Origin of the sequence: Saccharothrix algeriensis, assembly GCF_016907655.1 — a bacterium.
Taxonomy (GTDB): domain Bacteria; phylum Actinomycetota; class Actinomycetes; order Mycobacteriales; family Pseudonocardiaceae; genus Actinosynnema; species Actinosynnema algeriense.
The window spans coordinates 2656695-2679808 of record NZ_JAFBCL010000001.1 but is presented as its reverse complement, the minus strand read 5'-3'; the positions used below and the strand labels follow the sequence as shown (position 1 = coordinate 2679808).

Genomic DNA, 23114 nt, shown 5'->3' with positions numbered 1-23114 from the left:
TCCCGGTGCCGTGGTTGCGTCGGGTGGAGGGCTCGCTTCGTCGCATTTTCGGTGTGCGGCCCCTGGGCCCGGCTCGGCCCGCAGCACTCCCAGGAGCTGGCCCGGGTGCTCCCGGGCCTCGTGGGCCGAGTCCCGGGGGAGCGCGGCTAGCATCGTCCCGGTGCGCTTCGTGGCCGACCTCCACATCCACTCCAAGTACTCCCGGGCGTGCAGCCGGGACTGCGACCTGGAACACCTGACCTGGTGGGCGCGGCGCAAGGGGATCTCGCTGCTGGGCACCGGCGACTTCACCCACCCCGCCTGGCACGACCACCTGCGGGAGAACCTGGTGCCCGCCGAGCCGGGGCTGTTCCGGCTGCGCGCCGAGCTGGACCGGGACATCGACCGCACGCTGCCGCCCTCGCTGGCCGCCGCGCCGGTGCGGTTCATGCTGTCGGTGGAGATCTCCACGATCTACAAGCGCGACGACCGCACCCGCAAGGTGCACCACCTGGTGTACATGCCGGACCTGGACTCGGCGGCGGGGTTCAACCGCAGGCTCGCCCGGATCGGCAACATCGCCTCGGACGGGCGGCCGATCCTGGGCCTGGACTCCCGCGACCTGCTGGAGATCACCCTGGAGTGCGGCGGCTACCTGGTGCCCGCCCACGTCTGGACGCCGTGGTTCGCCGTGCTGGGCTCGAAATCCGGGTTCGACGCGATCGCCGACTGCTACGCCGACCTGGCCGACCACGTCTTCGCGGTGGAGACGGGGCTGTCCAGCGACCCCGAGATGAACTGGCGGGTGTCCGGCCTCGACCGGTACCGGCTGGTCAGCAACTCCGACGCGCACTCGCCGCCGATGCTGGGGCGGGAGGCGACCGTGTTCGACACCGGCCTGGACTACCACTCGGTGAAGCGGGCGCTGGAGACCGGCGACGGGCACGCGGGCTCCATCGAGTTCTTCCCCGAGGAGGGCAAGTACCACGTCGACGGGCACCGCAAGTGCGGCGTCCGGATGCAGCCGCGGGAGACGCTGGCGCACGGCGGGACCTGCCCGGAGTGCGGCAAGCCGCTGACCGTCGGCGTGCTCAGCCGGGTGGAGGAGCTGGCCGACCGCGCCGAGGGGTTCCGGCCGGCCGGCGCCGCCGGGTTCCGCAACCTGGTGCCGCTGCCGGAGATCGTGAGCGAGATCGTCGGCACCGGCCCGAAGAGCAAGAAGGTGCTGGGCGAGGTCGACCGGCTGACCGCCGCGTTCGGGCCCGAGCTGGGGATCCTCCAGGACGTCCCGGTGGACGACCTGGCGGCGCGCTCGGCGCTGCTGGGCGAGGCCGTGGCGCGGCTGCGGCGCGGGCAGGTGGTGCGCGAGGCCGGGTTCGACGGCGAGTACGGCGTGATCCGGCTGTTCGAGCCGGGCGAGCTGGACCGCCGCCGCGCGTCGCCGGCGCTGTTCGAGTGCGCCCCCGCCGAACCCGCCCCGGCGCCGGCCCGCGCACCCGCCGCGCCGGCGGTGTCCACTGTGGACGAAGCCGCGCCGGTGGCCGCCGCGCCGGCGCGGTCCCTGCTGGACGGGCTGGACCCGGACCAGCGGGCCGCCGCCGCGGCGGAGGGCGGGCCGCTGCTGATCATCGCCGGGCCCGGCACCGGCAAGACCCGGACGCTGACCCACCGCATCGCCCACCTGGTCACCGAGCGCGGTGTCGCGCCGGAGGAGTGCCTGGCCATCACGTTCACCCGGCGCGCCGCCGGCGAGCTGGCGGAGCGGCTGGCCGCGCTGGCGCCCGGGCACGCCGACCGGCTGACCGTGGCGACGTTCCACTCGCTGGGCCTGCGGATCCTGCGCGAGCACCACGCGCGGTTCGGGCTGTCGGCGTCGTTCGGCATCGCCGACCCCCAGCGGCAGCTGGAGGTCGCCGCGTCCGTGGTGGGCGAGGGCGAGCCGGCCCGCCGGCTGGTCGCCGAGGGCGGCGAGCGGTACCGGGAAGCCCTGCGGGCGCAGGACCTCGTGGACTTCGACGACCTGGTCGCGCTGCCGCCGGCGCTGCTGGAGGGCGACCCCGGGCTGGTCGCGGCCTACCGCGACCGGTACCGGTGGATCTCGGTGGACGAGTACCAGGACGTCGACGAGCGGCAGTACCGGCTGCTGCGGCTGCTCGCGCCGGCGGACGGCAACCTCACCGCGATCGGCGACCCGGACCAGGCGATCTACCGGTTCCGCGGCGCGGACGTCGGGTTCTTCCTGCGGTTCCGCGAGGACTTCCCCGGCGCCCGGCTGGTGCACCTGACCCGCAACTACCGGTCCAGCGAGCCGGTCGTGACCGGTGCGCTGCAGGTCATCTCGCCGTCGACGCTGGTGCCGGGGCGCGAGCTGCGGGCCGTGGGCGCGCACGGCGACGCGCCGATCGGCGTGCACCACGCGGCGTCGGAGCAGGCCGAGGCGGCGTTCGTGGCGCGGACGGTGGAGCAGGTGCTCGGCGGCACGTCGTTCCACGCGTTCGACAGCGGTCGGGTGTCGGTGTCCGAAGGCGTGTCGGGGCTGGGCTTCTCGGACTTCGCCGTGCTGTACCGGACGGACCGGCAGTCGCGGGCCCTGGTCGACGCGCTGACCCGGTCGGGGCTGCCGTTCCAGAAGCGCTCCCACGACCGGCTGGCCGACCGGCCCGGCGTGGCCCGGATCGTGCGGGAGGCCGGTGCCGCGCCGGGCGGCTCGGTGGTGGAGCGGGTGCGCGCGGCGGCCGGCTCCGACCACTCCGCGTACGAGCTGCTCAAGCCGCTCGCCGAGGAGTGCGGTCCGGACTTCGGGCGCTTCCGCGCCGAGCTGGCGCTGGGCGTGGAGGTGGACGCGTGGGACCCCCGGGCGGACCGCATCTCGCTGCTGACCCTGCACGCCTCCAAGGGGTTGGAGTTCCCCGTCGTGTTCGTCGTCGGCTGCGCGGACGGGCTGCTCCCGCTGCGCCGGCCCGGCTCCACAGAGGACGGTGACGAGGTGGACGAGGAGCGGCGGCTGCTGTTCGTGGGCATGACCCGCGCCCAGCGGCTGCTGTTCCTCAGCCGCACCGCAGACCGACCGCCCTCGCCGTTCCTGGCGTCGCTGCGGGAGTTCACGCGGATCGGCGACGCCCAGCCGAAGCGGCGCAGGCGGGGGACGCAGCTCAGCCTGCTCCAACCGTCCTCCCAAGATCACAAGTGGACTGGACCATAAGCCCGCGGTATGACCGGACTGGCATATCCGCCGTCCGCTTCCGCCGGCTAGCGTCTTCCGCACGGCCCCGCATCCCGTGTCACCACCCCTGCAAGGAGACAACGGATGACTCGACGCATCACGGCTGCTGTCGCCGTGGCGGTCCTGAGCGCTGCCGGCGTGGCAGTGGCTCTGACCTCCACCGCGACGGCCGGCCCACCGACGCTGCAACAAGAGGAGAGCGGTCTGGTCGCGGCCATGGCCCGCGACTTCAAGATCACGCCCGACCAGGCCCGCGCCCGGCTGGCGAGGGAAGCCAAGGCGGCGACCACCGAGTTCGGCCTCAAGTCCCGGCTCGGCCAGGGCTACGGCGGCTCGTGGCTGAACGACGACGCCACCGAGCTGGTCGTCGCGGTCACCGACGCGGCGCAGATCCAGGCGGTCAAGGCCGCCGGCGCGACGCCGAAGGTGGTCAAGCGCAGCCAGGCCCGGCTCGACGAGCTGAAGGCCAAGCTGGACGCGAACAAGAACGCGCCCAAGGACGTGCCGGTCTGGTACGTCGACGTGAAGGCCAACTCGGTCGTCATGCTCGCCCACAACCCCGAGAGCGCCAAGGCGTTCGCCGAGGCCAGCGGGGTCGACGTGGCCGACGTCCGCATCGAGCAGTCCTCCGAGAGCCCCCGGCCGCTGATCGACGTCATCGGCGGCAACGCGTACTACATGAGCGGCGGCGGCCGCTGCTCGGTGGGCTTCTCGGTCAACGGCGGCTTCGTGACCGCCGGCCACTGCGGCCGGACCGGGTCCGGGACCACCCAGCCCACCGGCACCTTCGCGGGTTCCAGCTTCCCGGGCAACGACTACGCCTGGGTCCGGGTCGGCGCGGGCAACACCATGCGCGGCCTGGTCAACCGGTACCCCGGCACCGTCCCGGTGAAGGGCTCCACCGAGTCCCCCGTCGGCGCGTCGGTCTGCCGGTCCGGCTCCACGACCGGTTGGCACTGCGGCACGATCCAGCAGAAGAACACCTCCGTGACCTACCCTGAAGGCACGATCACCGGAGTGGTCCGCACGAACGCCTGCGCCGAGCCCGGCGACTCGGGCGGCTCGTGGCTCACCGGTGACCAGGCCCAGGGCGTCACCTCCGGCGGTTCCGGGAACTGTTCGTCCGGCGGCACGACGTACTACCAGCCGGTGAACGAGATCCTCCAGGTCTACGGGCTCCAGTTGGTCCTCGATGGCGGCACGCCTCCAACCAGCACCACCTCGCCGACCACGACTTCCAGCAACCCCGGCGGCACGACCTGGCAGCCAGGCGTCGCGTACTCGATCGGCACGACCGTGACGTACGACGGCGTCGGGTACAGGTGCTTGCAGGGGCACACGTCCCAAACCGGCTGGGATCCGCCTTCGGTGCCCGCCCTGTGGGCGCGCGCGAACTAGCGGCAAGCTTCGCGCGCGGGGGAGGGGCCCGACTCGCGTCGGGCCCCCCTTCCACGCGCTCACCGGGGATGACGGGGCGTTTGCGGAGGCGCCCCGCCCCCACTAACCCTCCCGGCGCGCAGCCGGGTGGTCGTGTGCCGGGTGGTCGTCCGGCGGATCGCGGGGTCGCGATGCCCGTCGGGAGGCCACCCGGCGCACACGTGTGCGGGCCGGGTGCGCCGGAGGCCCGAGCCGCCGGTCGTCCCGGGGACCGGCTCCGGCGGGCGTCGCCCGTCACGGAGCCCCACCGCCGTCACCACCGCGATGCCCACCGCCGTCGACACCGCCTCCGGCGTCCCGCAGTCCGCAGCGGGCCCCGTGCTCCGCGCCGGTCACCGGACAGGTCTGTGTAGCGGTCGTTATAAAATGAGGCCGTGGCGGGGCGCAGGCGGGGGTTCGACCGGGAAGAAGTGCTCGACCAGGTGATGCGCGCCTTCTGGCGGAAGGGCTACGACGCGACCTCCGTCGCCGACCTGACCGAGCTGACCGGCGTCAACCCGCCCAGCCTGTACGCGGCGTTCGGCGCGAAGAAGGCGCTGTTCGCCGAGGTCGTCGAGCGGTACGCGCGGACCCGCGGCGCGTTCGCCGCCCGCGCCGCCGAGGAGGAGCCCACCGCGCGCGCCGCCGTCGAGCGGGTCCTGCGCGAGGCCGCCGCCCGGTACACCGACCCGGACCACCCGCGCGGCTGCCTGGTCTTCAGCTCCCCCGAACTCGGTGATCTCCGCCGCGCCGCCGTCGCCGCGCTGGAGGCGAGGATCCGCCGCGACGTCGTGGCCGGCGCGCTCCCGGCGGACGCGGACCCGCACGGCCTGGCCGTGTTCGTCGCCGCGACCCTGGGCGGGATGTCCGGCCTCGCCCGCGACGGCGCCACCCGCGAGGAACTCGACCACGTCGCGCGTGCGGCCATGTCGGCCTGGCCCGCACCCGTACCCTGAGAGGCGACGAGAAGGGGTGGTGGAGGGCGTGGAGCTGGCCAAGGCCCTGCTGGCGTGGCTGCACGGGTGGACCGCCGTCCCGCTCTGCCCCGGCGACTGGGCGTGGACCACGACGGCGCTGGGCGCGGTCATCGGCCTGCTGCCGACAGCAGCCGCGCTGCTGGCGATCACGGTCCGCCGGGTCGTCGGCAACTCCTACGGCCCGGTGACCGGGGCGGTGTTCGCGGTGCTGGGCGTGACGAGCACGCTGGTGCTGCCGTGGGTCCTGTTCTCCGGCTCGGTCAACGCCCTGCGCAGCGGCTCGCTGGCCGGCGCGGACTCGCTCACCTGGTCGCCGTGCTCCGCGTTCACCCAGGGCACGTACCTGGTGGGCACCCCGTCGATCATCGAGGCGTTCGAGGGCGGCCCCGCCTCGTGGCCGTTCTACGCGGGCGTCGCGACCGCCGTGCTGGCCCTGCTGAGCCTGCTGTTCGTGGTGCTCCAGGCGGGGTCGGCGTTCCGGCTGGGCCCGAACTGGCCGCGCCGGGTGTTCTGGCCGCCCTTCGCGGTGCTGCTGGTGGCCACCTCGGCACTGCCCGTGACGCTGGTCGGCCACCTGCTGCTCGGGTTCTTCCCGGTCGCGCTGGTGGGCTCGCTGGTCGTGCGGGTCTTCGGGTTGACTACCGCCATGCTGAACCGCCCCGGCCGGGACCGCGGCACGCCGTCCCCGTCACAACCGCAGCCCGCCGCGTCGCAGCCCGCCGCGTCGTCGCACGCCACCCCGCAGCCCGCCGCGTCCGCGCGCAACAACCCGCCGCCGTACCAGGGGCCGCCGAAGCCGCCGCCGTACCAGCCCGCGCAGGTCCCGCCGTACCGCCCGGTGCCGCCGTACAACCCGAACCCGCCCCGGAAACCGGTCCAGAACCCCGTCCAGAAACCGGCCCCGACGCCGGCGCCGGTCAAGCCGCCCGCCCGGCAGTACCCGCCGACGCGGGTCGCCGAGCCGCCGGTGGAGCCCGCGCAGCCGCGGCCGACGCGCGTGGAGGAGCAGCCCGCGCAGCTCGCCGACACGCCCGGACCGCTGCCCTTCGGCCCCGGCGCGAGCGCGCCGGCGCCCGCGCCCGCGGACTCCGGCAAGGTGTGGAACCCGGCGAGCGGGCGGTTCCGGCGCGTCCGGCAGCTGGGGCGGGGCGGGTTCGGCACCGTGTGGCTCGCCGTGGACACCCAGCTCGACCGCACGGTGGCGGTCAAGCTCGCGCACGCCCCGGACAACGACACCGAGCAGCGGATGCTGCGCGAGGCGCGGGCGCTGGCCGCGGTGCGGCACCCGAACTGCGTGCGGGTGTTCGACATCGTGCAGGACCCGGACGGGCTGGCCATCGTCATGGAGTACATCGACGGGCAGCCGCTGTCGGACGTGGTGCTCGGCAACGGGCTGCTCCAGGACACCCTGGCCGCGCGGCTGTGGGTCAACATGGCCGACGCCCTCGCCGCCGCGCACGAGCAGGGCGTGCTGCACCGGGACGTGAAGCCGTCCAACGTGATCGTCGACGGCGGCGGCACGGCCCACCTGATCGACTTCGGCATCGCCCGTTCCAAGGGCGACAGCACGCTCACCGCCACCGGGATGATGGTCGGCACGCCCGACTTCCTCGCCCCGGAGACCGCGCGCGGCGAGGCGGCCAGCCCGGCGTCGGACGCCTGGCAGCTGGCCGCCACGGTGAGCTACGCGCTGACCGGCCACCCGCCGCGCGGGACGCGGGAGAACCCGATCTCGTCGCTGATGGCCGCCGCCCAAGGCGCGCCGTGCGTGAAGCTGCCCCAGCACAGCGCCCACCACCGGCTGCTGACCAGCGCGCTGGACGCCGACCCGGCCCGCCGCCCGTCGCTGGCGTCGATCCGGTCCGAGCTGGGCGCGTGGCTGTCGCAGGCGGGGGTGAGCAAGGAGGGCCCGGTCACCCGGCTGATCGACCGGCCCGAGCCGCCGACCCGGCCGGCGCGCTGAGCCGGCCGCCCAGGACAGCCGCTCAGGACATCAGGGGGGAGCCTGCGGGTCGGCCTGGCGGCGGTGGCGCGGGCCGTGGGAGCGATGGCGACGAACTCCGGCCGCCCGGCCGCGGCCAGGGCCGCCAGGCAGGCGTCGCAGGTCCGCGCCCGGCGGGCGACCTCGGTGAAGCCGACCGCCGTGACGCCCTCGGCCCGGTGCGGGGCCCTGGGCTGCTCGGCGTCGGCGTCGGGTCAGGCGGTGGGCCGGACGCAGGGCGGGGCCGGCTCGGTGGGCGGCACGGCGTTCCGCTCACCCGAGCGGTGGGACGCGCCCGAGATCGCCCGCGTGCCCGGGAAAGGTGGCCGCGCGCCGAACCGCCCGGCCTAGCGCCAGGACGGCAGCCAGCGCTGCGCCTCCCACATCTCCGGCGTGATCGGTATGCCGTTGAGGATCGGCCACAGCCACACGAAGTTCGCCACCACCAGGCCCACGTACAGGGCCACCGCGAGCATCCCGGTGCCCCGGCGCTCCTTGCCCGCCGACGCCGACCCCAGCACCTCGCCCAGCACCAGCACGATGCCGAGCACCAGGAACGGCGCCAGGGGCATCGCGTAGAAGAAGTACATCTGCCGTTCCACGTTGGTGAACCACGGCAGGAAGCCCGCGCCGTAGCCGACCAGCACGGCCGCGTAGCGCCAGTCCAGCTTCGCGATCGACTGCCACAGCGCCCAGGCCAGCACCGGGAACGCCACCCACCACAGCGCCGGCGTGCCCAGGAGCATGGTCGCCCCGATGCACGTCGCCGCGCCGCAGCCGGTCACCGCGCCCTCGTAGTAGTAGAGCATCGGGCGCAGGCCCATGGGCCACGTCCAGGGCTTGGACTCCCACGGGTGGTTGTTGGTCTCCGACGTCACCAGCTTGGTGTGGAAGTCCAGCACGTTGCCGCTGTAGTACCACAGCGCCCGCAACGGGGCCGGGATCCACGAGTCCTCGGGGATCTTCACGCCCGCCACGTGCCGGTCGATGGCCGTCTCGCTGGCGAACCACGCCCACCACGTCGCCAGGTAGGTCAGGACCGGGATCAGGGCCAGGGCGAACAGCGACGGCAGCAGGTCCTTGGCGAACGCGCCCAGCCACGGCCGCCGGACACCCGCCGAACGCCGCGCGGTCGCGCCCCACAGCACCGACAGCACGCCGAAGAACGCGATGTACCAGGCGCCCGACCACTTGACGCCGCAGGCCAGGCCCAGGGCCACGCCGGCGCCGAACCGCCACCAGCGGAACCCGAGGGACGGGCCGAACGCCGAGTTGCCCACCCAGCCCTCGCGCACCGCCACGGCCAGCCGCGACCGCATCTGGTCCCGGTCCACCAGCAGGCACGCGAACGCGACCACCACGAAGAACGTCAGGAAGACGTCCAGCATCCCCATCCGGGACTGCACGTGGCTCATGCCGTCCGCGATGAGCAGCACGCCGGCGATCGCGGCGAGCAGGTCGGACCGCGTGAGCCGCCGCGCGATCCGCACCACCAGCAGGATCGTGAGGGCGCCGGCCAGCGCCGAGGCGAACCGCCAGCCCACGGCGTCGTACCCGAACAGCCACTGGCCGATCGCGATGAGCTGCTTGCCCAGCGGCGGGTGGACGATCAGCTCGTAGCCGGGGTTGTCCTCGTACCCGCCGTTGCGCAGCACCTGTGCGGCATGGGGCACGTAGTGCTTCTCGTCGAACAGGGGCGTGCCCTTGTCGGTCGGGAACCCCAGGTTCCAGAACCGCACCACGCCGCCGACGAGCGCCACGGCCAGCGTGACCAGCCACCCGCGCAGGGCGCCGGACAGCGGTCCCGGTTCGAGTTGCCGGGCCCGCTGCTCGCGGTCGTTGCCCGGAGGCGGGCTGGTCGGGGGCAGCTCCCCGACGCCGACCACGTCGTCTGCGGACTGCGGTGCGATCAGGCTCACGGACCCGATCGTAGGGTGAACGGTGTGAGACCTGTATCGGGATCGGGCCGCCTGGTGCTCGCCGCCACCCCGCTCGGAGACGTCCGCGACGCCTCGCCGCGCCTGGTGGAGGCCCTGGCCACCGCCGACGTGGTGGCGGCGGAGGACACGCGCCGGCTGCGCAACCTGGCCAACGCCCTGGACGTGGCGCCGACCGGCCGCGTGGTCAGCTTCTACGACCAGGTGGAGACCACCCGGCTGCCCGGTCTGGTCGAGGCCCTGCACGCGGGGCGGACCGTGCTGCTGGTGACCGACGCCGGGATGCCCAGCGTGTCCGACCCGGGCTACCGGCTGGTGGCGGCGTGCGTGGCGGAGGGCATCGCGGTCACCTGCCTGCCCGGCCCGTCCGCCGTGACGACGGCGCTGGCCGTGTCGGGGCTGCCGTCGGACCGGTTCTGCTTCGACGGCTTCCCGCCGCGCAAGCAGGGCGAGCGGCAGCGCTGGTTCGCGGCGCTGGCTTCGGAACCGCGCACGTGCGTCTTCTTCGAGTCGCCGCACCGGCTGGCCGCGACCCTGGCCGACGCCGCCGCCGTGCTCGGGGCCGACCGGCGCGCGGCGGTGTGCCGGGAGCTGACCAAGACCTACGAGGAGGTGCGGCGCGGTGGCCTGGGCGAGCTGGCCGAGTGGGCGGCCGGGGGCGTGAAGGGCGAGGTCACGGTCGTGCTCGCGCCGGGCGAGCCCGCGGCGGGGCCGTCGATGGGGTCGCTGGTGGCGGAGGTGAAACAGCGGGTGGCCGACGGGGAGCGGCTCAAGTCGGCGGCGGCGGAGGTCGCGGAGGCGGCGGGGGTGAGCAAGAAGGCCCTGTACGACGCCGTGGTCAGCGGCGGCTGACCCGGGAGCCGCGAGCCGGGCCGCGCGACCGCGCCGGCCCGCGACCGCGCCCCGCCGGTCGGCGCGCCTTCACCGGCTGCGTGGCGGGAGCTACCGAACGGGTTCGGCCCACTGCGCGGCGTGGGACGGGAGGTCGAACCAGCACACGTCCCCGACACCGGGCAGCACACCGTTGTCCAGCATCTCCGCCGTAGCCCGTTCGATGCGTCGCGCCGATTCCTCGGCGCCGCCCGCCCACGGGGCGAAGCCCCGTTCGGTCACCACGCCCGCCACGAGCACTCCGTCCCGGACCAGCCCTGCCGCCGCTTCGCCCGCGCGGCGCAGCAGGTCGTCGGCGGTCCCGGTGGTCTCGCGGATGATCGCGGGGAACTCGGCGAAGCCGATCCAGTCGGTCTCCAGCTCCTCGCTGACGTAGGCGATCAGGTCCTCAGGCACGGGGCTGGTCCCACCCTTCCGCGTTGACGTGGATCTTCAACCGGACGCCGTCCGGGGTCACGATCTCGATGGTCGGCTCCACCGTGGTCTTCACCCTGGTCCGATAGCCGATCGTGCTCCGGTCGGGGAACTCGTACAGCCAGCCGACGTAGGTCGGCTTCTCGACGGGCACGGCGCCGACCGCCAGGACGGAGAACAACCCGTCCAGTTCGCGCAGCGACCGCACCTCCCTGATCGGCTGCTTCTTGTTGCCGCGGGGGGCTCGGCCGATCGCCCTGCCGGCCTGGCGCGCGTGCCCGACCGCGTCGAGCCCCCTCCACTGCCGCGGCGGCAGACCGGGTGGCACCGGGAAGGCGCCGGGACCGCTGCCGACTTCCCGGGCGATCCAGGCCCGGATGCGGCGGTCTCCGGTGTCGAGGCACACCGCCAGCTCCACGGCCGTGCGGTGGAACCTGCTGAACTCCCCGATGACCTGCGCGGGCTCCGAGCCGCCGGCACCCGACAACGCGCGCGCCAGCACCTCGGCCACCTCACCCAGGAGTTCGGCGGCCAGTTCGAGGTGCGACCTCGCTGCTGCCGACCGGTCGAGCGCCTCGTACGCCTCGGTAGCCACCGCGGCCAGTGTTGACACTGCGTGATCGTACCAGCGCTCACTGTCATGAAAGTTCGAGATCGACGATCACGCGCCGGCCCCGGAGGCCGGTCGGACCCGCGGTTGCGCGCACCGGGCGCGCAACCGGCAGCCGCCGGAAACCAGGTGGTGGCACCTCCGTAGGCTTAGCACATGAGTGCCTCCGTGTTGACCGCGGTGGCGTGGCCGTATGCGAACGGGCCCCGCCACATCGGTCACGTATCAGGGTTCGGTGTCCCCTCCGACGTGTTCTCGCGCTTCATGCGGATGTCGGGGAACCGGGTGCTGATGGTCTCCGGCACGGACGAGCACGGCACGCCCATCTCGGTCCAGGCCGAGAAGGAGGGCCTGACCGAGCGGCAGCTCGCGGACAAGTACAACCGCGTCATCGCCGAGGACCTCCAGGGCCTCGGCCTGTCCTACGACCTGTTCACGCGGACCACCACCGGCAACCACTACAAGGTCGTGCAGGAGCTGTTCCTCGCCCTGTGGCGCAACGGCTACGTGGTGCCCCGGACCGAGATGGGCGCGATCAGCCCGTCCACCGGCCGGACGCTGCCCGACCGCTACATCGAGGGCACCTGCCCGATCTGCGGCTACGACGGCGCGCGCGGCGACCAGTGCGACAACTGCGGCAACCAGCTCGACCCGATCGACCTGAAGAACCCGCGGTCGCGGATCAACGGCGAGGTGCCGCGGTTCGTCGAGACCGAGCACCTGTTCCTGGACCTCCCGCAGTTCATCGACGCGCTCGGCGGCTGGCTGCGGACCCGCACGGAGTGGCGGCCGAACGTCCTCAAGTTCAGCCAGAACCTGCTCGACGACCTTCGGCCGCGGGCCATCACGCGCGACCTGGACTGGGGCGTGCCGATCCCCCTCGACGGGTGGCGCGACCAGCCGCTCAAGCGGTTCTACGTGTGGTTCGACGCGGTCATCGGGTACCTCAGCGCGTCGGTCGAGTGGGCCCGCCGCAGCGGCGACGACGACGCCTGGAAGGAGTTCTGGACCGGCGACGCCCTGGGCTACTACTTCATGGGCAAGGACAACATCGTCTTCCACTCGCTGATCTGGCCGTCGCTGCTGCTCGGCCAGAACGGCCAGGGCGCGAAGGGCGGCGAGCCGGGCGCGTTCGGCACGCTGAACCTGCCCACGGAGGTCGTCTCCAGCGAGTTCCTGACCATGAGCGGGTCCAAGTTCTCCACCTCGCGCGGCACCGTCATCTACGTGACCGACTTCCTGCGCGAGTTCGGGCCCGACGCCCTGCGCTACTTCATCTCCGTCGCCGGCCCGGAGAACCAGGACACCGACTTCACCTGGGACGAGTTCGTGCGCCGCACGAACTTCGAGCTGGCCAACGAGTGGGGCAACCTGGTCAACCGGTCCATCTCGATGGCGCACAAGAACGTGGGCGCGGTCCCGCGGCCGACCGCGCCGGCGCAGGCCGACCACGAGCTGCTGGAGCTGTCCCGCAGGGCGTTCGACGTGGTGGGCGGGCACCTGCGCCGGTCGCGGTTCAAGCAGGCTTCCGGCGAGGCGATGAAGGTCGTCGGCGCGGCCAACCGCTACCTGTCCGAGCAGGAGCCGTGGAAGCTCAAGGACGACCCGGAGCGCCGGGACACCGTCCTGCACACCGCGCTCCAGGTCGTCCAGGACGCGAACACGCTGCTGACGCCGTTCCTGCCGCACTCGGCGCAGCAGGTGCACGAGGCGCTGGGCGGCACGGGCGTGTGGTCGGCGCAGCCGCGGCTGACCGAGGTGTCCGACCTGGACGTCCCCGACCGCGAGTACCCGGTGCTGACCGGTGACTACGCGGCCGAGCAAGCGCGCTGGGGTTCCACGCCGATCGAGGTCGGCCGACCGCTGGCCAAGCCCGCGCCGCTGTTCGCCAAGCTCGACCCGGAACTGGGCGAGACCGGCCCCGAGTGGGCCCCGATCGCGCGGTGAGCGGACGCCGGGGCGAACGACCGCCGGTGCCGGACGCGCTGCCGGCGCCGGTGGTCGACGCGCACACCCACCTCGACGCCTGCGGGGCGGAAACACCCGACCAGGTAAGAGAATTGCTCGACCGGGCGAACGCGGCGGGCGTGGACCGCGTGATCACCGTCGCGGACGACCTCGCGTCCGCCCGGTGGGCGGCCGAGGCCGCCACGTGGGACGAGCGGGTCTTCGCGGCGGTGGCCCTGCACCCGACCCGCACGGCCGCCTTCTCCGACGCCGACCGCGCGGAGCTGACCCGCCTGGCCGCGCGGCCGCGGGTGGTCGCGGTCGGGGAGACCGGGTTGGACTACTACTGGGACTACTCGCCGCCGGCCGCGCAGCACGAGGCTTTCCGCTGGCACATCGAGCTTTCCAAGCGCGTCGGCAAGGCGTTGATGATCCACGACCGGGACGCGCACGACGACGTCCTGCGCATCCTGGACGAGGAGGGACCACCGTCCACAGTGGTCTTCCACTGCTTCTCCGGCGACCTCGCCTTCGCGCGCGCGTGCGTGGAGCGGGGGTTCGTGCTGTCCTTCGCGGGCACCGCGACCTTCCGCAACGCGCACGCGCTGCGCGAGGCGGCGGCCTGGGTCCCGGCGGACCACGTGCTCGTGGAGACCGACGCGCCGTTCCTCACCCCGCACCCCTTCCGGGGGCGCCCGAACGAGCCGTACTGCGCGAACTACACGCTCCGTGATCTTGCGACGCTGCGTCACGTGGAATTGGCCGAGCTGGCGTCAACTGTCACCCGGAACGCCGAGCGGGTCTTCAAACTCGGTGACGCGGTGCAAAGCTAGTGCTCTTTACGACGAATGGCCGACCGGCTTGCTCCCCCGACGGGGTGACTGACCTCACAACCCGGACAGGGGTGTTTGCACAACCCCGGCGCACCCGTTACGGTCCCGTGACCGTGCCCCGCGTTCAGTCCTCGGGCACAGCCCGCAGTCGGGGCGGGTTTACGCGCCAGAAGCGAGAAGACGAGCACGCACGGGAGTTGCCGGAGATCACGAGCTGACCGCCGACACCGAACGTGTGCGCTAGCTTCGCGCCTTCAGGAGGTATGGAACCCCGTGAACTCGTTCAACGAGGACACCGACTGGTTTACCCCCGTGAAGTCCACCTCGGTGGACGTCCTGGACAGACCGGAGCCCGGTTGGTCCGATGGGGACACCGCGGTTTTCAGCATCACGCCGGACGACGTCCTGGAGGTCCTCGGACCCGACGCGGACGAGCTGCTGGCGAACGCCGACGTCGACGTCGACGAGCTGATCCGGCTGATCAACGCCGAGACCACGCTCCTGCCGCCCATCATCATCCCGGACGAGGTCTCCCAGGACCGGGCCGCGGGCGCCCTGGCTGCCGAGCAGCCCGGCACCCCGCCGGCCGCCCTGGTCGAAGCCGCCGGGAAGTGGAAGCGCCGCTTCCTCAAGGCCGCGGTCGCCACCGTGCTGGTGACCCTCTCCGGCGGCGGGGCCACCGCGATCGCGATGGACAAGTCCGTCACGGTCGACGTCGACGGCGAGGCCAAGACCGTCCGCACCTACGAGTCCACCGTCGGCGAGATCCTGGCCGACGAGGGCATCGCGGTCGGCGAGCACGACGCGCTCAGCCCGTCGCCCCAGGCGAAGGTCGGCGACGGCGGGAAGATCTCGCTGGACCGCGGCCGCCAGGTGAAGCTGACCGTCGACGGCGAGCAGCGCGAGGGCTGGGTCCGCTCGGTCACCGTGGACGAGGCGCTGGAGCAGCTGAAGGTCGACGACGAGGGCGCGTGGGTCTCCCACGACCGCGGCATGGCCGTCCCCCTCGGCGGTCTGGAGCTGGAGGTCAAGAGCCTCAAGACCGTCACCGTCTTCGACGGCGGCAACGCGGCCAGGCAGGTCCGCACGACCGCCGTGACCGTCGACGAGCTGATGAAGGCCGAGAACCTCGCCCTCGGCCCGGACGACAAGCTCGAGACCGCCGCGGACCTGCGCATCACCAACGGCGCCGAGGTCCACATCAGCCGCACGGGCGTGTCGGTGATCAACGCGACGGAGGCCGTGGAGCCGGGCGTCGAGGAGGTCCCGGACGACTCGCTGCTGAAGGGCCAGAAAGAGGTCGTCGAGCCGGGCGTGCCCGGTGAGCAGATCGTCACCTACCGCGTGACCATCAAGAACGGCAAGGAGACCGCCCGCGAGAAGCTGGGCGCGAAGGTCACCAAGGAGCCCAAGGCCAAGAAGGTCAAGGTCGGCACCAAGGTCCCGCCGGACGGCGCGGTGTGGGACCGGCTGGCGCAGTGCGAGGCGACCGGCAACTGGGCGATCAACACCGGCAACGGCTACTACGGCGGCCTGCAGTTCAACAAGGGCACCTGGGACGCCTACGGCGGCGGCCAGTACGCCGCGTACCCGCACCAGGCGACCCGCGAGCAGCAGATCGCGGTGGCCACCAAGCTGCGCGACGCCCGCGGCGGCTACTCCGCCTGGCCCCACTGCCAGCAGAAGCTCGGCTTGCCGTAATTGATTGCCCCGGCTGTGTTGGATTGCCCCGACTCCGTCGGGGCGGGCGGGGCCGCTTGGAGTCGGCGCCTTCCCTCGCGAATCCGCTGACGCTCCGCAGGCTCCGCGTCGGCGGATTGGCTCAGTCCAGGCGTCGACGCGGCCCCGCCGGGCGCATCCGAGGCGTGGGGATCGGGAGCCCCTGGCATCGGTGCGCGGTGTTGGATTGCCCCGACTTCATCGGGGCGGGCGGGGCGCTTGGAGTCGGCGCCTTCCCTCGCGAATCCGCTGACGCTCCGCAGGCTCCGCGTCGGCGGATTGGCTCAGTCCAGGCGCCGACGCGGCCCCGCCGGGCGCATCCCTGGCGTGGTGGGGATCGGGAGCCCGTGGCACCGGTTGGGGGCGCGGGGGCGGGCTGGGGGAGAATGTGGGCGTGACTGAGGCTTCGTCGGCGGCTGAGCCCGTGAGCGCGCTCCTGGGCCCTGCCGACGTCCGTCGGCTGGCCGCCGAGCTGGACATCCGGCCCACCAAGAAGCTCGGCCAGAACTTCGTGCACGACCCGAACACGGTGCGCAGGATCGTGGCGGCGGCCGAGCTGGGCCCCGACGACGTGGTGCTCGAAGTGGGGCCGGGGCTGGGGTCGCTGACGCTGGCGCTGCTCCCGGCGTGCCGGCGGCTGGTGGCGGTGGAGATCGACCCGGTGCTGGCGGGCCGGCTCCCGCGGACCGCGGCCGAGCGCGCGCCCGGCCTCGCCGACCGGCTGGCGGTGGTCGAGGCCGACGCCCTGCGCGTCACGGCCGACCGGTTCCCCGCGCCGCCGACCGCCCTGGTGGCCAACCTCCCGTACAACGTCGCGGTGCCGGTGGTGCTGCACCTGCTGGCCGAGCTGCCGTCGCTGCGCACCGGCCTGGTGATGGTGCAGTCGGAGGTGGCCGACCGGATGGCCGCCGGGCCGGGCAGCAAGGTCTACGGGGTGCCGAGCGTGAAGCTCGCCTGGTACGCCGACGCCCGCCGGGCCGGCCCGGTGCCCCGCTCGGTGTTCTGGCCGGTGCCGAACGTGGACTCCGCGCTGGTGGCGTTCACCCGCCACCCGGAGCCGGCCGGCGTGCCCCGGGAGGCGTTGTTCGCACTGGTGGACGCGGCGTTCGCCCAGCGGCGCAAGACCCTGCGCGGCGCGCTGGCCGGGTGGGCCGGTTCGGCCGCGCGGGCCGAGCGGCTGCTGCTGGCCGCGGGGGTCGACCCGGGCGCCCGGGGTGAGCAACTGCGGATCGGGGAATTCCTCCGGATCGCGGAGGTTTCCGCAGGTTAGAGGCCCGTGAGCAGTCGGCCGACGGTGTGATTTGACGAACGATCCTCATCGGAGCTTGCGTTCAAGCCACGCTCTCCGGTGTACTCGTGCTGCCATCCCGAGCGGCCGAGAGACCTGGCTCCACGACGCCGCAGCAACCACCTCCACCCGGAGGCAGGTGCTTCAGCCAGGAGCGATGGAGGATCACGTGCCCAGGATGCTGCTCACTCGCCGGCGAGTCGTCGACCACGGCCGCCGCACGGTATCGGGCTGTCGCAGCCACCGCTGAGCTTAGGCGCACCCCCGAGTCCTCGCAGTCCGCCCGCGGACGAACACCCTTGAGCCGGCCTCCGTACGCGCACGCCACGAGCGTGCGCGGTCGCGTGCAGTCGTGGAGCGAAACGTGATCACTGTTGAGAACCTCACCAAGACCTTCCCCGGGAGTACCGGTCAGGTTCGCGCGCTGGACGGCGTGAACCTGGACGTCGCCGCGGGCACCGTCCTCGGCGTCGTCGGCCCCAGCGGGGCGGGCAAGTCCACCCTGGCGCGGTGCGTCGCGCTCCTGGAGCGGCCCGACAGCGGCGCCATCCGCGTCGACGGCACCGACCTGGTCTCGCTCGGCGGCCCCGCGCTGCGCGCCGCCCGCCGGCAGATCGGCGTCGTGCCGCAGGGCGACTCGCTGCTGCGCCAGCGCACCGCCGCGGGCAACGTGGCCCTGCCGCTGGAGTCGGCGGGCGTGCCCGGACCGCAGCGGCGCACCCGCGTCGCCGAGCTGCTCGACCTCGTGGGCCTGACCGACAAGGCGGGCACCTACCCCGACCAGCTCTCCGGCGGCCAGCGCCAGCGGATCGCCGTCGCGCGCGCCCTGGCGGCCAGCCCGTCGGTGCTGCTGGCCGACGAGCCGACCTCGGCCCTGGACCCGGACACGACCGGCTCGGTGCTCACCGTGCTGGACCGCGCGCGCTCCGAGCTGGGCGTGACGGTGCTCGTGGTGACCCACGACATGGGCGTGGTCCGCCGGATCTGCGACGACGTGGCGGTGCTCGACGGCGGTCGCGTCGTGGAGCACGGCAAGGTGCTCGACCTGGTCTCGGACGCGTCCTCGCGCACGGCCGCCTCGCTGCTGCCCGCCGTGGACCAGAACCCGGCGCTGGAGGGCTCGTTCGACCGGGTCGCGGACGTCGTGCTGGTCGGCTTCGCCGCCGTCGGCGCGCTGCTGCCCGAGGCGACGAGCCGGTTCGGCGTCGAGCTGAACCTGCTGGGCGGCGGCCTGACGCGGCTCGGCGAAACCCCCGTGGCGCGGTTCCGGGTCGGTCTGACCGGTGAGCGCGCCGATTCGGCGTTGGAGTGGATCGCGGAAGCGGGCGGCGCGGTGCGCCGAACACTTGCCGGTCCCCAAGGAGTAGCTGCGTGAGGTCTGCAACACCCTGGTCCACCGTGCTCGACGACACGCTGGTCGCCACCGGCGGGACGTTGTACATGGTGGGCGTCTCCACCCTGATAGCCGTTCTGCTCGGCACCCCCCTCGGCGTCTGGTTGCAGCTCACCGCCCCCGGTGGGCTGCGGCCCAGCCCCGTGGTGCACAAACTGGTCGGCTTCGTGGTCGACCTCGGCCGCTCCATGCCGTTCCTGGTGCTGCTGGTCCTGCTGACCTCGGTGACGAGGCTGCTGGTCGGCACCACCGCCGGTCCCTCGGCGGCCGTCGTGCCGCTCGCGATCGGGGCCATCCCGTTCGTCGGCAGGCTCGTCCAGAACGTCCTGTCGGAAGTGCACGTGGCGGCGGTGGAGGCGGCGGTCACGACCGGCGCCTCCATCCTGCGGATCGTGCGCAGCGTGCTGCTCCGCGAGTCGTTCCCCGCGCTGGTCAACGCCATCGGCGTGACCGCGATCGCCCTGCTCGGCTACTCGGCGATGGCCGGCGTCGTCGGCGGCGGCGGCCTCGGCGACCTCGCGGTGCGCCAGGGCTACCAGCGGTTCGACGACCGCTACATGCTGGCGACGGTGGCCGTGCTGGCGGTCATCGCCACCCTGATCCAGTTCACCGCGAACCGCGTGGCGCGCGCCGTGGACCGCCGTCGCCACGCCACCGTGTGACCTCCGCCTTTCGTTCCACCCGTGAGTGAAGGAAGACCCATGCGCATTCGTGCTGCCCTCGTCGCCGTGCTGCTGATCGCGGTCGGCTGCGGAAGCGGCCAGACCGGAGGGGCCGCGTCCGACCCGGACGCCCCCCTTAAGGTGGGCGTCAGCCCCGTCCCGCACGCCCAGGTGCTCAAGTACGTCGCGGACAACCTGGCCGCCGAGAAGGGCCTCAAGGTCGAGGTCGTGGAGTTCACCGACTACGTGCAGCCCAACACCGCCCTGGTGGACGGCTCGCTGGACGCGAACTACTTCCAGACCGTGCCGTACCTGGAGACGTTCAAGGCCGACAGCGGCGCGACGCTGGAGTGGATCGGCCCGGTCCACGTCGAGCCGCTGGGCGTGTACTCCAAGAAGCACAAGAAGCTCGCCGACCTGCCGGACGGCGCCAAGGTCGCGGTCGCCAACGACGCCACCAACGAGGCGCGCGGCCTGCGCCTGCTCCAGGACAACGGCCTGATCAAGCTCAAGTCGGGCGCCGGCGAGACGGCGACCGTCCGGGACATCGCGGAGAACCCGAAGAACCTGGAGTTCATCGAGCTGGAGGCGGCGCAGCTGCCGCGCTCGCTGGACGACACCGACGCGTCCGTGGTGAACGGCAACTACGCCATCGACGCGCAGCTCAAGCCGGCGGAGGACGCGCTGGCGCTGGAGAAGGCCGAGGGCAACCCGAACGCCAACGGCCTGGTGACCCGGGCCGAGCTGAAGGACGACAAGCGGATCAAGGACCTGCTGGCGCTGCTGCAGTCGCAGCAGGTGAAGGACTACATCAAGGAGACGTTCGCGGGGTCCGTGCTGGCCGTGTGACCGTTCGCGAGGGGCCGCGCGGCCCGTTCGGCGTGCCCCCCGCCCCCGGTCCTCCCGGGGGCGGGGGGCACGTCCCGCGTCGGGAGGTCCGCCGCGGCGCGGTCGCCCGGCCGGCTCCGGTCCGCCGGGTTCCCGCACCGCTTCCGCCGCCGGTCCGGGACGGGTGGGAGCGAGCACCCCTCGGACGCCCGTAGGCTTCATGACGTGCTCGCCGTAGTCCCACCCCCGGTCACCGTCCGCGTCCCGGCCAAGGTCAACCTGCACCTGGCGGTCGGCGACCCGCGCGCGGACGGCTACCACGACCTGGTGACGATCTTCCAGGCGCTGTCCCTCACCGACGAGGTGACGGTCGCCGTCGCCGACGACCCGGGCGTCGAGGTGCACGGCGAGGGCGCGGACTCCGTGCCCACCGGGCCGTCCAACCTCGCCTGGCGCGCGGTGCGGGCGCTGGCCGAGCACGTCGGGCGCGACCCCGACGACCCCAAGGTGCGCGTGGTGATCCGCAAGAGCATCCCGGTCGCGGGCGGCATGGCGGGCGGCAGCGCCGACGCCGCCGCCACGCTGGTCGGGCTGGCCTCGCTGTGGCGGCTGGAGGTCGGGCGCGACGAGCTGGCCGCGCTGGCCGGGCGGATCGGCGCCGACGTGCCGTTCGCCCTGTACGGTGGCACGGCCCTGGGCACCGACCGGGGCGACCAGATCGTGCCCGTGCTCGCCCGGCACACGTTCCACTGGGTGCTGGCCTTCGACCGGCGCGGCCTGTCCACGCCCGAGGTGTTCGACGAGCTGGACCGGCTGCGCGCCGACGGCGACCCGCCCCGGGTGGGCCCGGCGGAGGCCGTGCTGGAGGGCCTGGCGTCGGGGGACCCCCGGCAGCTGGCCCTGCTGCTCGGCAACGACCTGCAGGCCGCCGCCGTGTCGCTGCGGCCCAACCTGCGCCGCACCCTGCGAGCGGGCGTCGACGCGGGGGCGCTCGCGGGCATGGTGTCCGGCTCCGGCCCCACCTGCGCGTTCCTCTGCACGGACGGCGACTCGGCGGTCCGGGTCGCGGCCGAGCTGGCGGGCGCGGGCGTCTGCCGGACGGTCCGGGTCGCGCAGGGGCCGGTGCACGGGGCGCGGGTCGTCGGCGCCGAGGAGGCCCCTCGCCCGACGCCGCCCGAGGTCCACGCTTAACCCTCGACGAAGGTGTGTTGATGGCCAACTTGGTCAACTTGGAGTCGGTCTCCAAGTCGTTCGGTGTGCGTCCGCTGCTGGCCGAGGTGTCCCTCGGCGTGGGGGAGGGCGACCGGATCGGCGTCGTCGGCCTCAACGGCGGCGGCAAGACGACGCTGCTGGAGGTCCTGGCGGGCGTCGCCGAGCCGGACGAGGGGCGGGTCAGCCGCAACCGCGACCTGCGGATGGCGGTGGTCACGCAGCGGACCGAGCTGCCCGAGGGCTCGACGGTGCGCAACGCCGTGATCGACCCGCTCGGGTTCGACGCCGAGCACGAGTGGGCCGCCGACGCGCGGGTCCGCTCGATCCTGGACGGGCTGGGCATCACGGCGCTCGGGCTGGACTCGCCGGTCGGCACGATGTCCGGTGGCGAGCGCCGCCGCGTCGCGCTGGCCGCCGCGCTGGTGCGCGAACTGGACCTGGTGGTGCTGGACGAGCCCACCAACCACCTGGACGTCGAGGGCGTGCGCTGGCTCGCGGAGCACCTGCTGGCCCGCCGCACGGCCCTGGTCGTGGTGACCCACGACCGGTGGTTCCTGGACACGGTCTGCTCCCGCACGTGGGAGGTCGTCAACGGCCGCGTCGAGCAGTACGAGGGCGGCTACGCGGACTGGGTCTTCGCCCGCGCCGAGCGCGCCCGGCTGGCCGACGCGATCGAGGAGAAGCGCCGCAACCTGGCCCGCAAGGAGCTGGCCTGGCTGCGCCGGGGCGCGCCGGCCCGGACGTCCAAGCCGCGCTACCGCATCGAGGCGGCGGAGGCGCTGATCTCCGACGTGCCCGCGCCGCGCGACAGCGTCGAGCTGCTGGCGTTCGCCAAGCGCCGCCTGGGCCGCACGGTGGTGGAGCTGGAGGACGTCACCCTGACCGTCGGCGACCGCACCCTGGTGCGGGACCTGACCTGGCGCATCGGGCCCGGCGACCGGGTCGGCATCGTCGGCGTCAACGGCTCGGGCAAGACGACGCTGCTCAAGGTGCTGGCCGGGGAGCGCGAGCCGGACGCGGGCAGGCGCGTCCAGGGCCAGACGGTGAAACTGGCGCACCTGAGCCAGGAGCTGCACGACCTGGACGGCTCGCTGCGCGTGCTGGAGGCCGTGGAGGAGGTCGCGCGGCGGGTGGTGCTGGGCAAGCAGGAGCTGTCGGCCTCCCAGCTCGCCGAGCGCTTCGGCTTCTCGTCGCAGAAGCAGTGGACGCCGGTCGGCGACCTGTCCGGCGGCGAGCGGCGGCGGCTCCAGCTGTGCCGGCTGCTGATGGCCGAGCCGAACGTGCTGCTGCTCGACGAGCCGACCAACGACCTCGACATCGACACCCTCCAGCAGCTGGAGGACCTGCTCGACTCGTGGCCGGGCACCCTGGTCGTCATCTCCCACGACCGCTACCTGGTGGAGCGCGTGTGCGACCGCGTGGTGGCCCTGCTCGGCGACGGCGGCCTGACCGACCTGCCGGGCGGCATCGAGGAGTACCTCCGCCGCCGCGACCTCCAGCGCGACGCCGCCGCCGCGCCGGCCGCGCCGAGGGCCCGGGTGCAGACCTCGGCGGCCGACCAGCGCGCGGCGCGCAAGGAGCTGGCCCGGCTGGAGCGCCGGTTGGAGGTGCTGCAGAAGAAGGAGGCGGAGCTGCACGCCGCCCTGGCGGAGGCGGCCACGGATCCGGAGCGGTTGATGGGGCTGGACGCCCAGCTGCGCGCCGTGCTGGCGGAGGCGGCCGAGGTCGAGGGGCAGTGGCTGGTGGCGGCGGAGACGGCCGAGGGCTGATCCGCCGGCCGGTCGAGGGCTGCGGGTTGATCCGT

Annotated in this window: 18 protein-coding genes and 1 riboswitch; of the genes, 15 read left to right on the top strand and 3 right to left on the bottom strand. The window is 73.5% G+C overall.

From position 1 onward, the window contains the following. Positions 1-160: 160 nt before the first annotated feature. The 5 genes from JOE68_RS12010 (at position 161) to JOE68_RS11990 (ending at position 7927) form a co-directional block, all read left to right on the top strand. A complete protein-coding gene (locus JOE68_RS12010) occupies positions 161-3181 on the top strand; it encodes a UvrD-helicase domain-containing protein (protein ID WP_204842436.1) in 3021 nt (1006 codons plus the stop codon). Between the two features lie 105 nt (positions 3182-3286). Further along, complete coding sequence (locus JOE68_RS12005; RefSeq protein WP_204842435.1) at positions 3287-4600, top strand: carbohydrate-binding protein; 1314 nt, start codon at positions 3287-3289, stop codon at positions 4598-4600. Positions 4601-5013: 413 nt separating this feature from the next. After that, positions 5014-5574, top strand: a complete 561-nt coding sequence (locus JOE68_RS12000) for a TetR/AcrR family transcriptional regulator (protein WP_307819642.1) — start codon at positions 5014-5016, stop codon at positions 5572-5574. 16 nt (positions 5575-5590) lie between these two features. Further along, positions 5591-7558, top strand: coding sequence for a serine/threonine-protein kinase (locus tag JOE68_RS11995; protein WP_204842434.1), 1968 nt, complete (start codon positions 5591-5593; stop codon positions 7556-7558). Between the two features lie 84 nt (positions 7559-7642). After that, positions 7643-7927, top strand: coding sequence for a hypothetical protein (locus JOE68_RS11990; RefSeq protein ID WP_204842433.1), 285 nt, complete (start codon positions 7643-7645; stop codon positions 7925-7927). Here the strand turns inward: JOE68_RS11990 and JOE68_RS11985 are convergent. Next, entirely contained in the window at positions 7924-9495 is a 1572-nt protein-coding gene (locus JOE68_RS11985; RefSeq protein ID WP_204842432.1) for a dolichyl-phosphate-mannose--protein mannosyltransferase, read from the bottom strand. The genes JOE68_RS11990 and JOE68_RS11985 overlap by 4 nt on opposite strands. A 15-nt stretch (positions 9496-9510) precedes the next feature. Between JOE68_RS11985 and rsmI the strand changes: the two genes are divergently transcribed. Beyond that, positions 9511-10365, top strand: coding sequence for a 16S rRNA (cytidine(1402)-2'-O)-methyltransferase (gene rsmI / locus JOE68_RS11980; RefSeq protein WP_204842431.1), 855 nt, complete (start codon positions 9511-9513; stop codon positions 10363-10365). Between the two features lie 90 nt (positions 10366-10455). On the opposite strand, the gene JOE68_RS11975 is transcribed toward rsmI, so the two are convergent. Together JOE68_RS11975 and JOE68_RS11970 are read right to left on the bottom strand one after the other, a co-directional pair. Then, positions 10456-10800: a hypothetical protein gene (locus tag JOE68_RS11975; protein ID WP_204842430.1), complete on the bottom strand. Its 345-nt coding sequence runs from the start codon at positions 10798-10800 to the stop codon at positions 10456-10458. After that, positions 10793-11431, bottom strand: coding sequence for a hypothetical protein (locus tag JOE68_RS11970; RefSeq protein WP_204842429.1), 639 nt, complete (start codon positions 11429-11431; stop codon positions 10793-10795). Before JOE68_RS11970 ends, JOE68_RS11975 begins: the two co-directional genes overlap by 8 nt. Before the next feature lie 153 nt (positions 11432-11584). On the opposite strand from JOE68_RS11970, the gene metG reads away from it, so the two are divergent. The 9 genes from metG (at position 11585) to JOE68_RS11925 (ending at position 23079) form a co-directional block, all read left to right on the top strand. Then, positions 11585-13375, top strand: a complete 1791-nt coding sequence (gene metG, locus JOE68_RS11965) for a methionine--tRNA ligase (RefSeq protein ID WP_204842428.1) — start codon at positions 11585-11587, stop codon at positions 13373-13375. Next, a complete protein-coding gene (locus JOE68_RS11960; RefSeq protein WP_204842427.1) occupies positions 13372-14208 on the top strand; it encodes a TatD family hydrolase in 837 nt (278 codons plus the stop codon). Before metG ends, JOE68_RS11960 begins: the two co-directional genes overlap by 4 nt. 273 nt (positions 14209-14481) lie before the next feature. Beyond that, entirely contained in the window at positions 14482-15909 is a 1428-nt protein-coding gene (locus tag JOE68_RS11955; RefSeq protein ID WP_204842426.1) for a resuscitation-promoting factor, read from the top strand. A 442-nt stretch (positions 15910-16351) separates the two neighbouring features. After that, positions 16352-17197, top strand: a complete 846-nt coding sequence (rsmA, locus tag JOE68_RS11950) for a 16S rRNA (adenine(1518)-N(6)/adenine(1519)-N(6))-dimethyltransferase RsmA (protein ID WP_204842425.1) — start codon at positions 16352-16354, stop codon at positions 17195-17197. 89 nt (positions 17198-17286) lie between these two features. Beyond that, positions 17287-17379, top strand: a riboswitch (SAM riboswitch). Between the two features lie 200 nt (positions 17380-17579). After that, positions 17580-18590 (top strand): methionine ABC transporter ATP-binding protein, encoded by a 1011-nt coding sequence (locus JOE68_RS11945; protein WP_204842424.1) that lies wholly within the window; start codon positions 17580-17582, stop codon positions 18588-18590. Next, entirely contained in the window at positions 18587-19270 is a 684-nt protein-coding gene (locus tag JOE68_RS11940; protein ID WP_204842423.1) for a methionine ABC transporter permease, read from the top strand. Before JOE68_RS11945 ends, JOE68_RS11940 begins: the two co-directional genes overlap by 4 nt. 39 nt (positions 19271-19309) lie before the next feature. Then, complete coding sequence (locus tag JOE68_RS11935) at positions 19310-20119, top strand: MetQ/NlpA family ABC transporter substrate-binding protein (protein WP_204842422.1); 810 nt, start codon at positions 19310-19312, stop codon at positions 20117-20119. Between the two features lie 204 nt (positions 20120-20323). Beyond that, positions 20324-21289: a 4-(cytidine 5'-diphospho)-2-C-methyl-D-erythritol kinase gene (locus tag JOE68_RS11930; protein ID WP_204842421.1), complete on the top strand. Its 966-nt coding sequence runs from the start codon at positions 20324-20326 to the stop codon at positions 21287-21289. 20 nt (positions 21290-21309) lie between these two features. Then, positions 21310-23079, top strand: a complete 1770-nt coding sequence (locus tag JOE68_RS11925; protein ID WP_204842420.1) for an ABC-F family ATP-binding cassette domain-containing protein — start codon at positions 21310-21312, stop codon at positions 23077-23079. Positions 23080-23114 lie beyond the last annotated feature (35 nt).

What these genes read in the sequence shown, in the direction of transcription:
- JOE68_RS11990 (WP_204842433.1), top strand. Translation starts at nt 7,643, where the DNA reads ATGGCGACGAACTCCGGCCGCCCGGCCGCGGCCAGGGCCGCCAGGCAG.
- JOE68_RS11935 (WP_204842422.1), top strand. Translation starts at nt 19,310, where the DNA reads ATGCGCATTCGTGCTGCCCTCGTCGCCGTGCTGCTGATCGCGGTCGGC.
- metG (WP_204842428.1), top strand. Translation starts at nt 11,585, where the DNA reads ATGAGTGCCTCCGTGTTGACCGCGGTGGCGTGGCCGTATGCGAACGGG.
- JOE68_RS11925 (WP_204842420.1), top strand. Translation starts at nt 21,310, where the DNA reads ATGGCCAACTTGGTCAACTTGGAGTCGGTCTCCAAGTCGTTCGGTGTG.
- JOE68_RS12005 (WP_204842435.1), top strand. Translation starts at nt 3,287, where the DNA reads ATGACTCGACGCATCACGGCTGCTGTCGCCGTGGCGGTCCTGAGCGCT.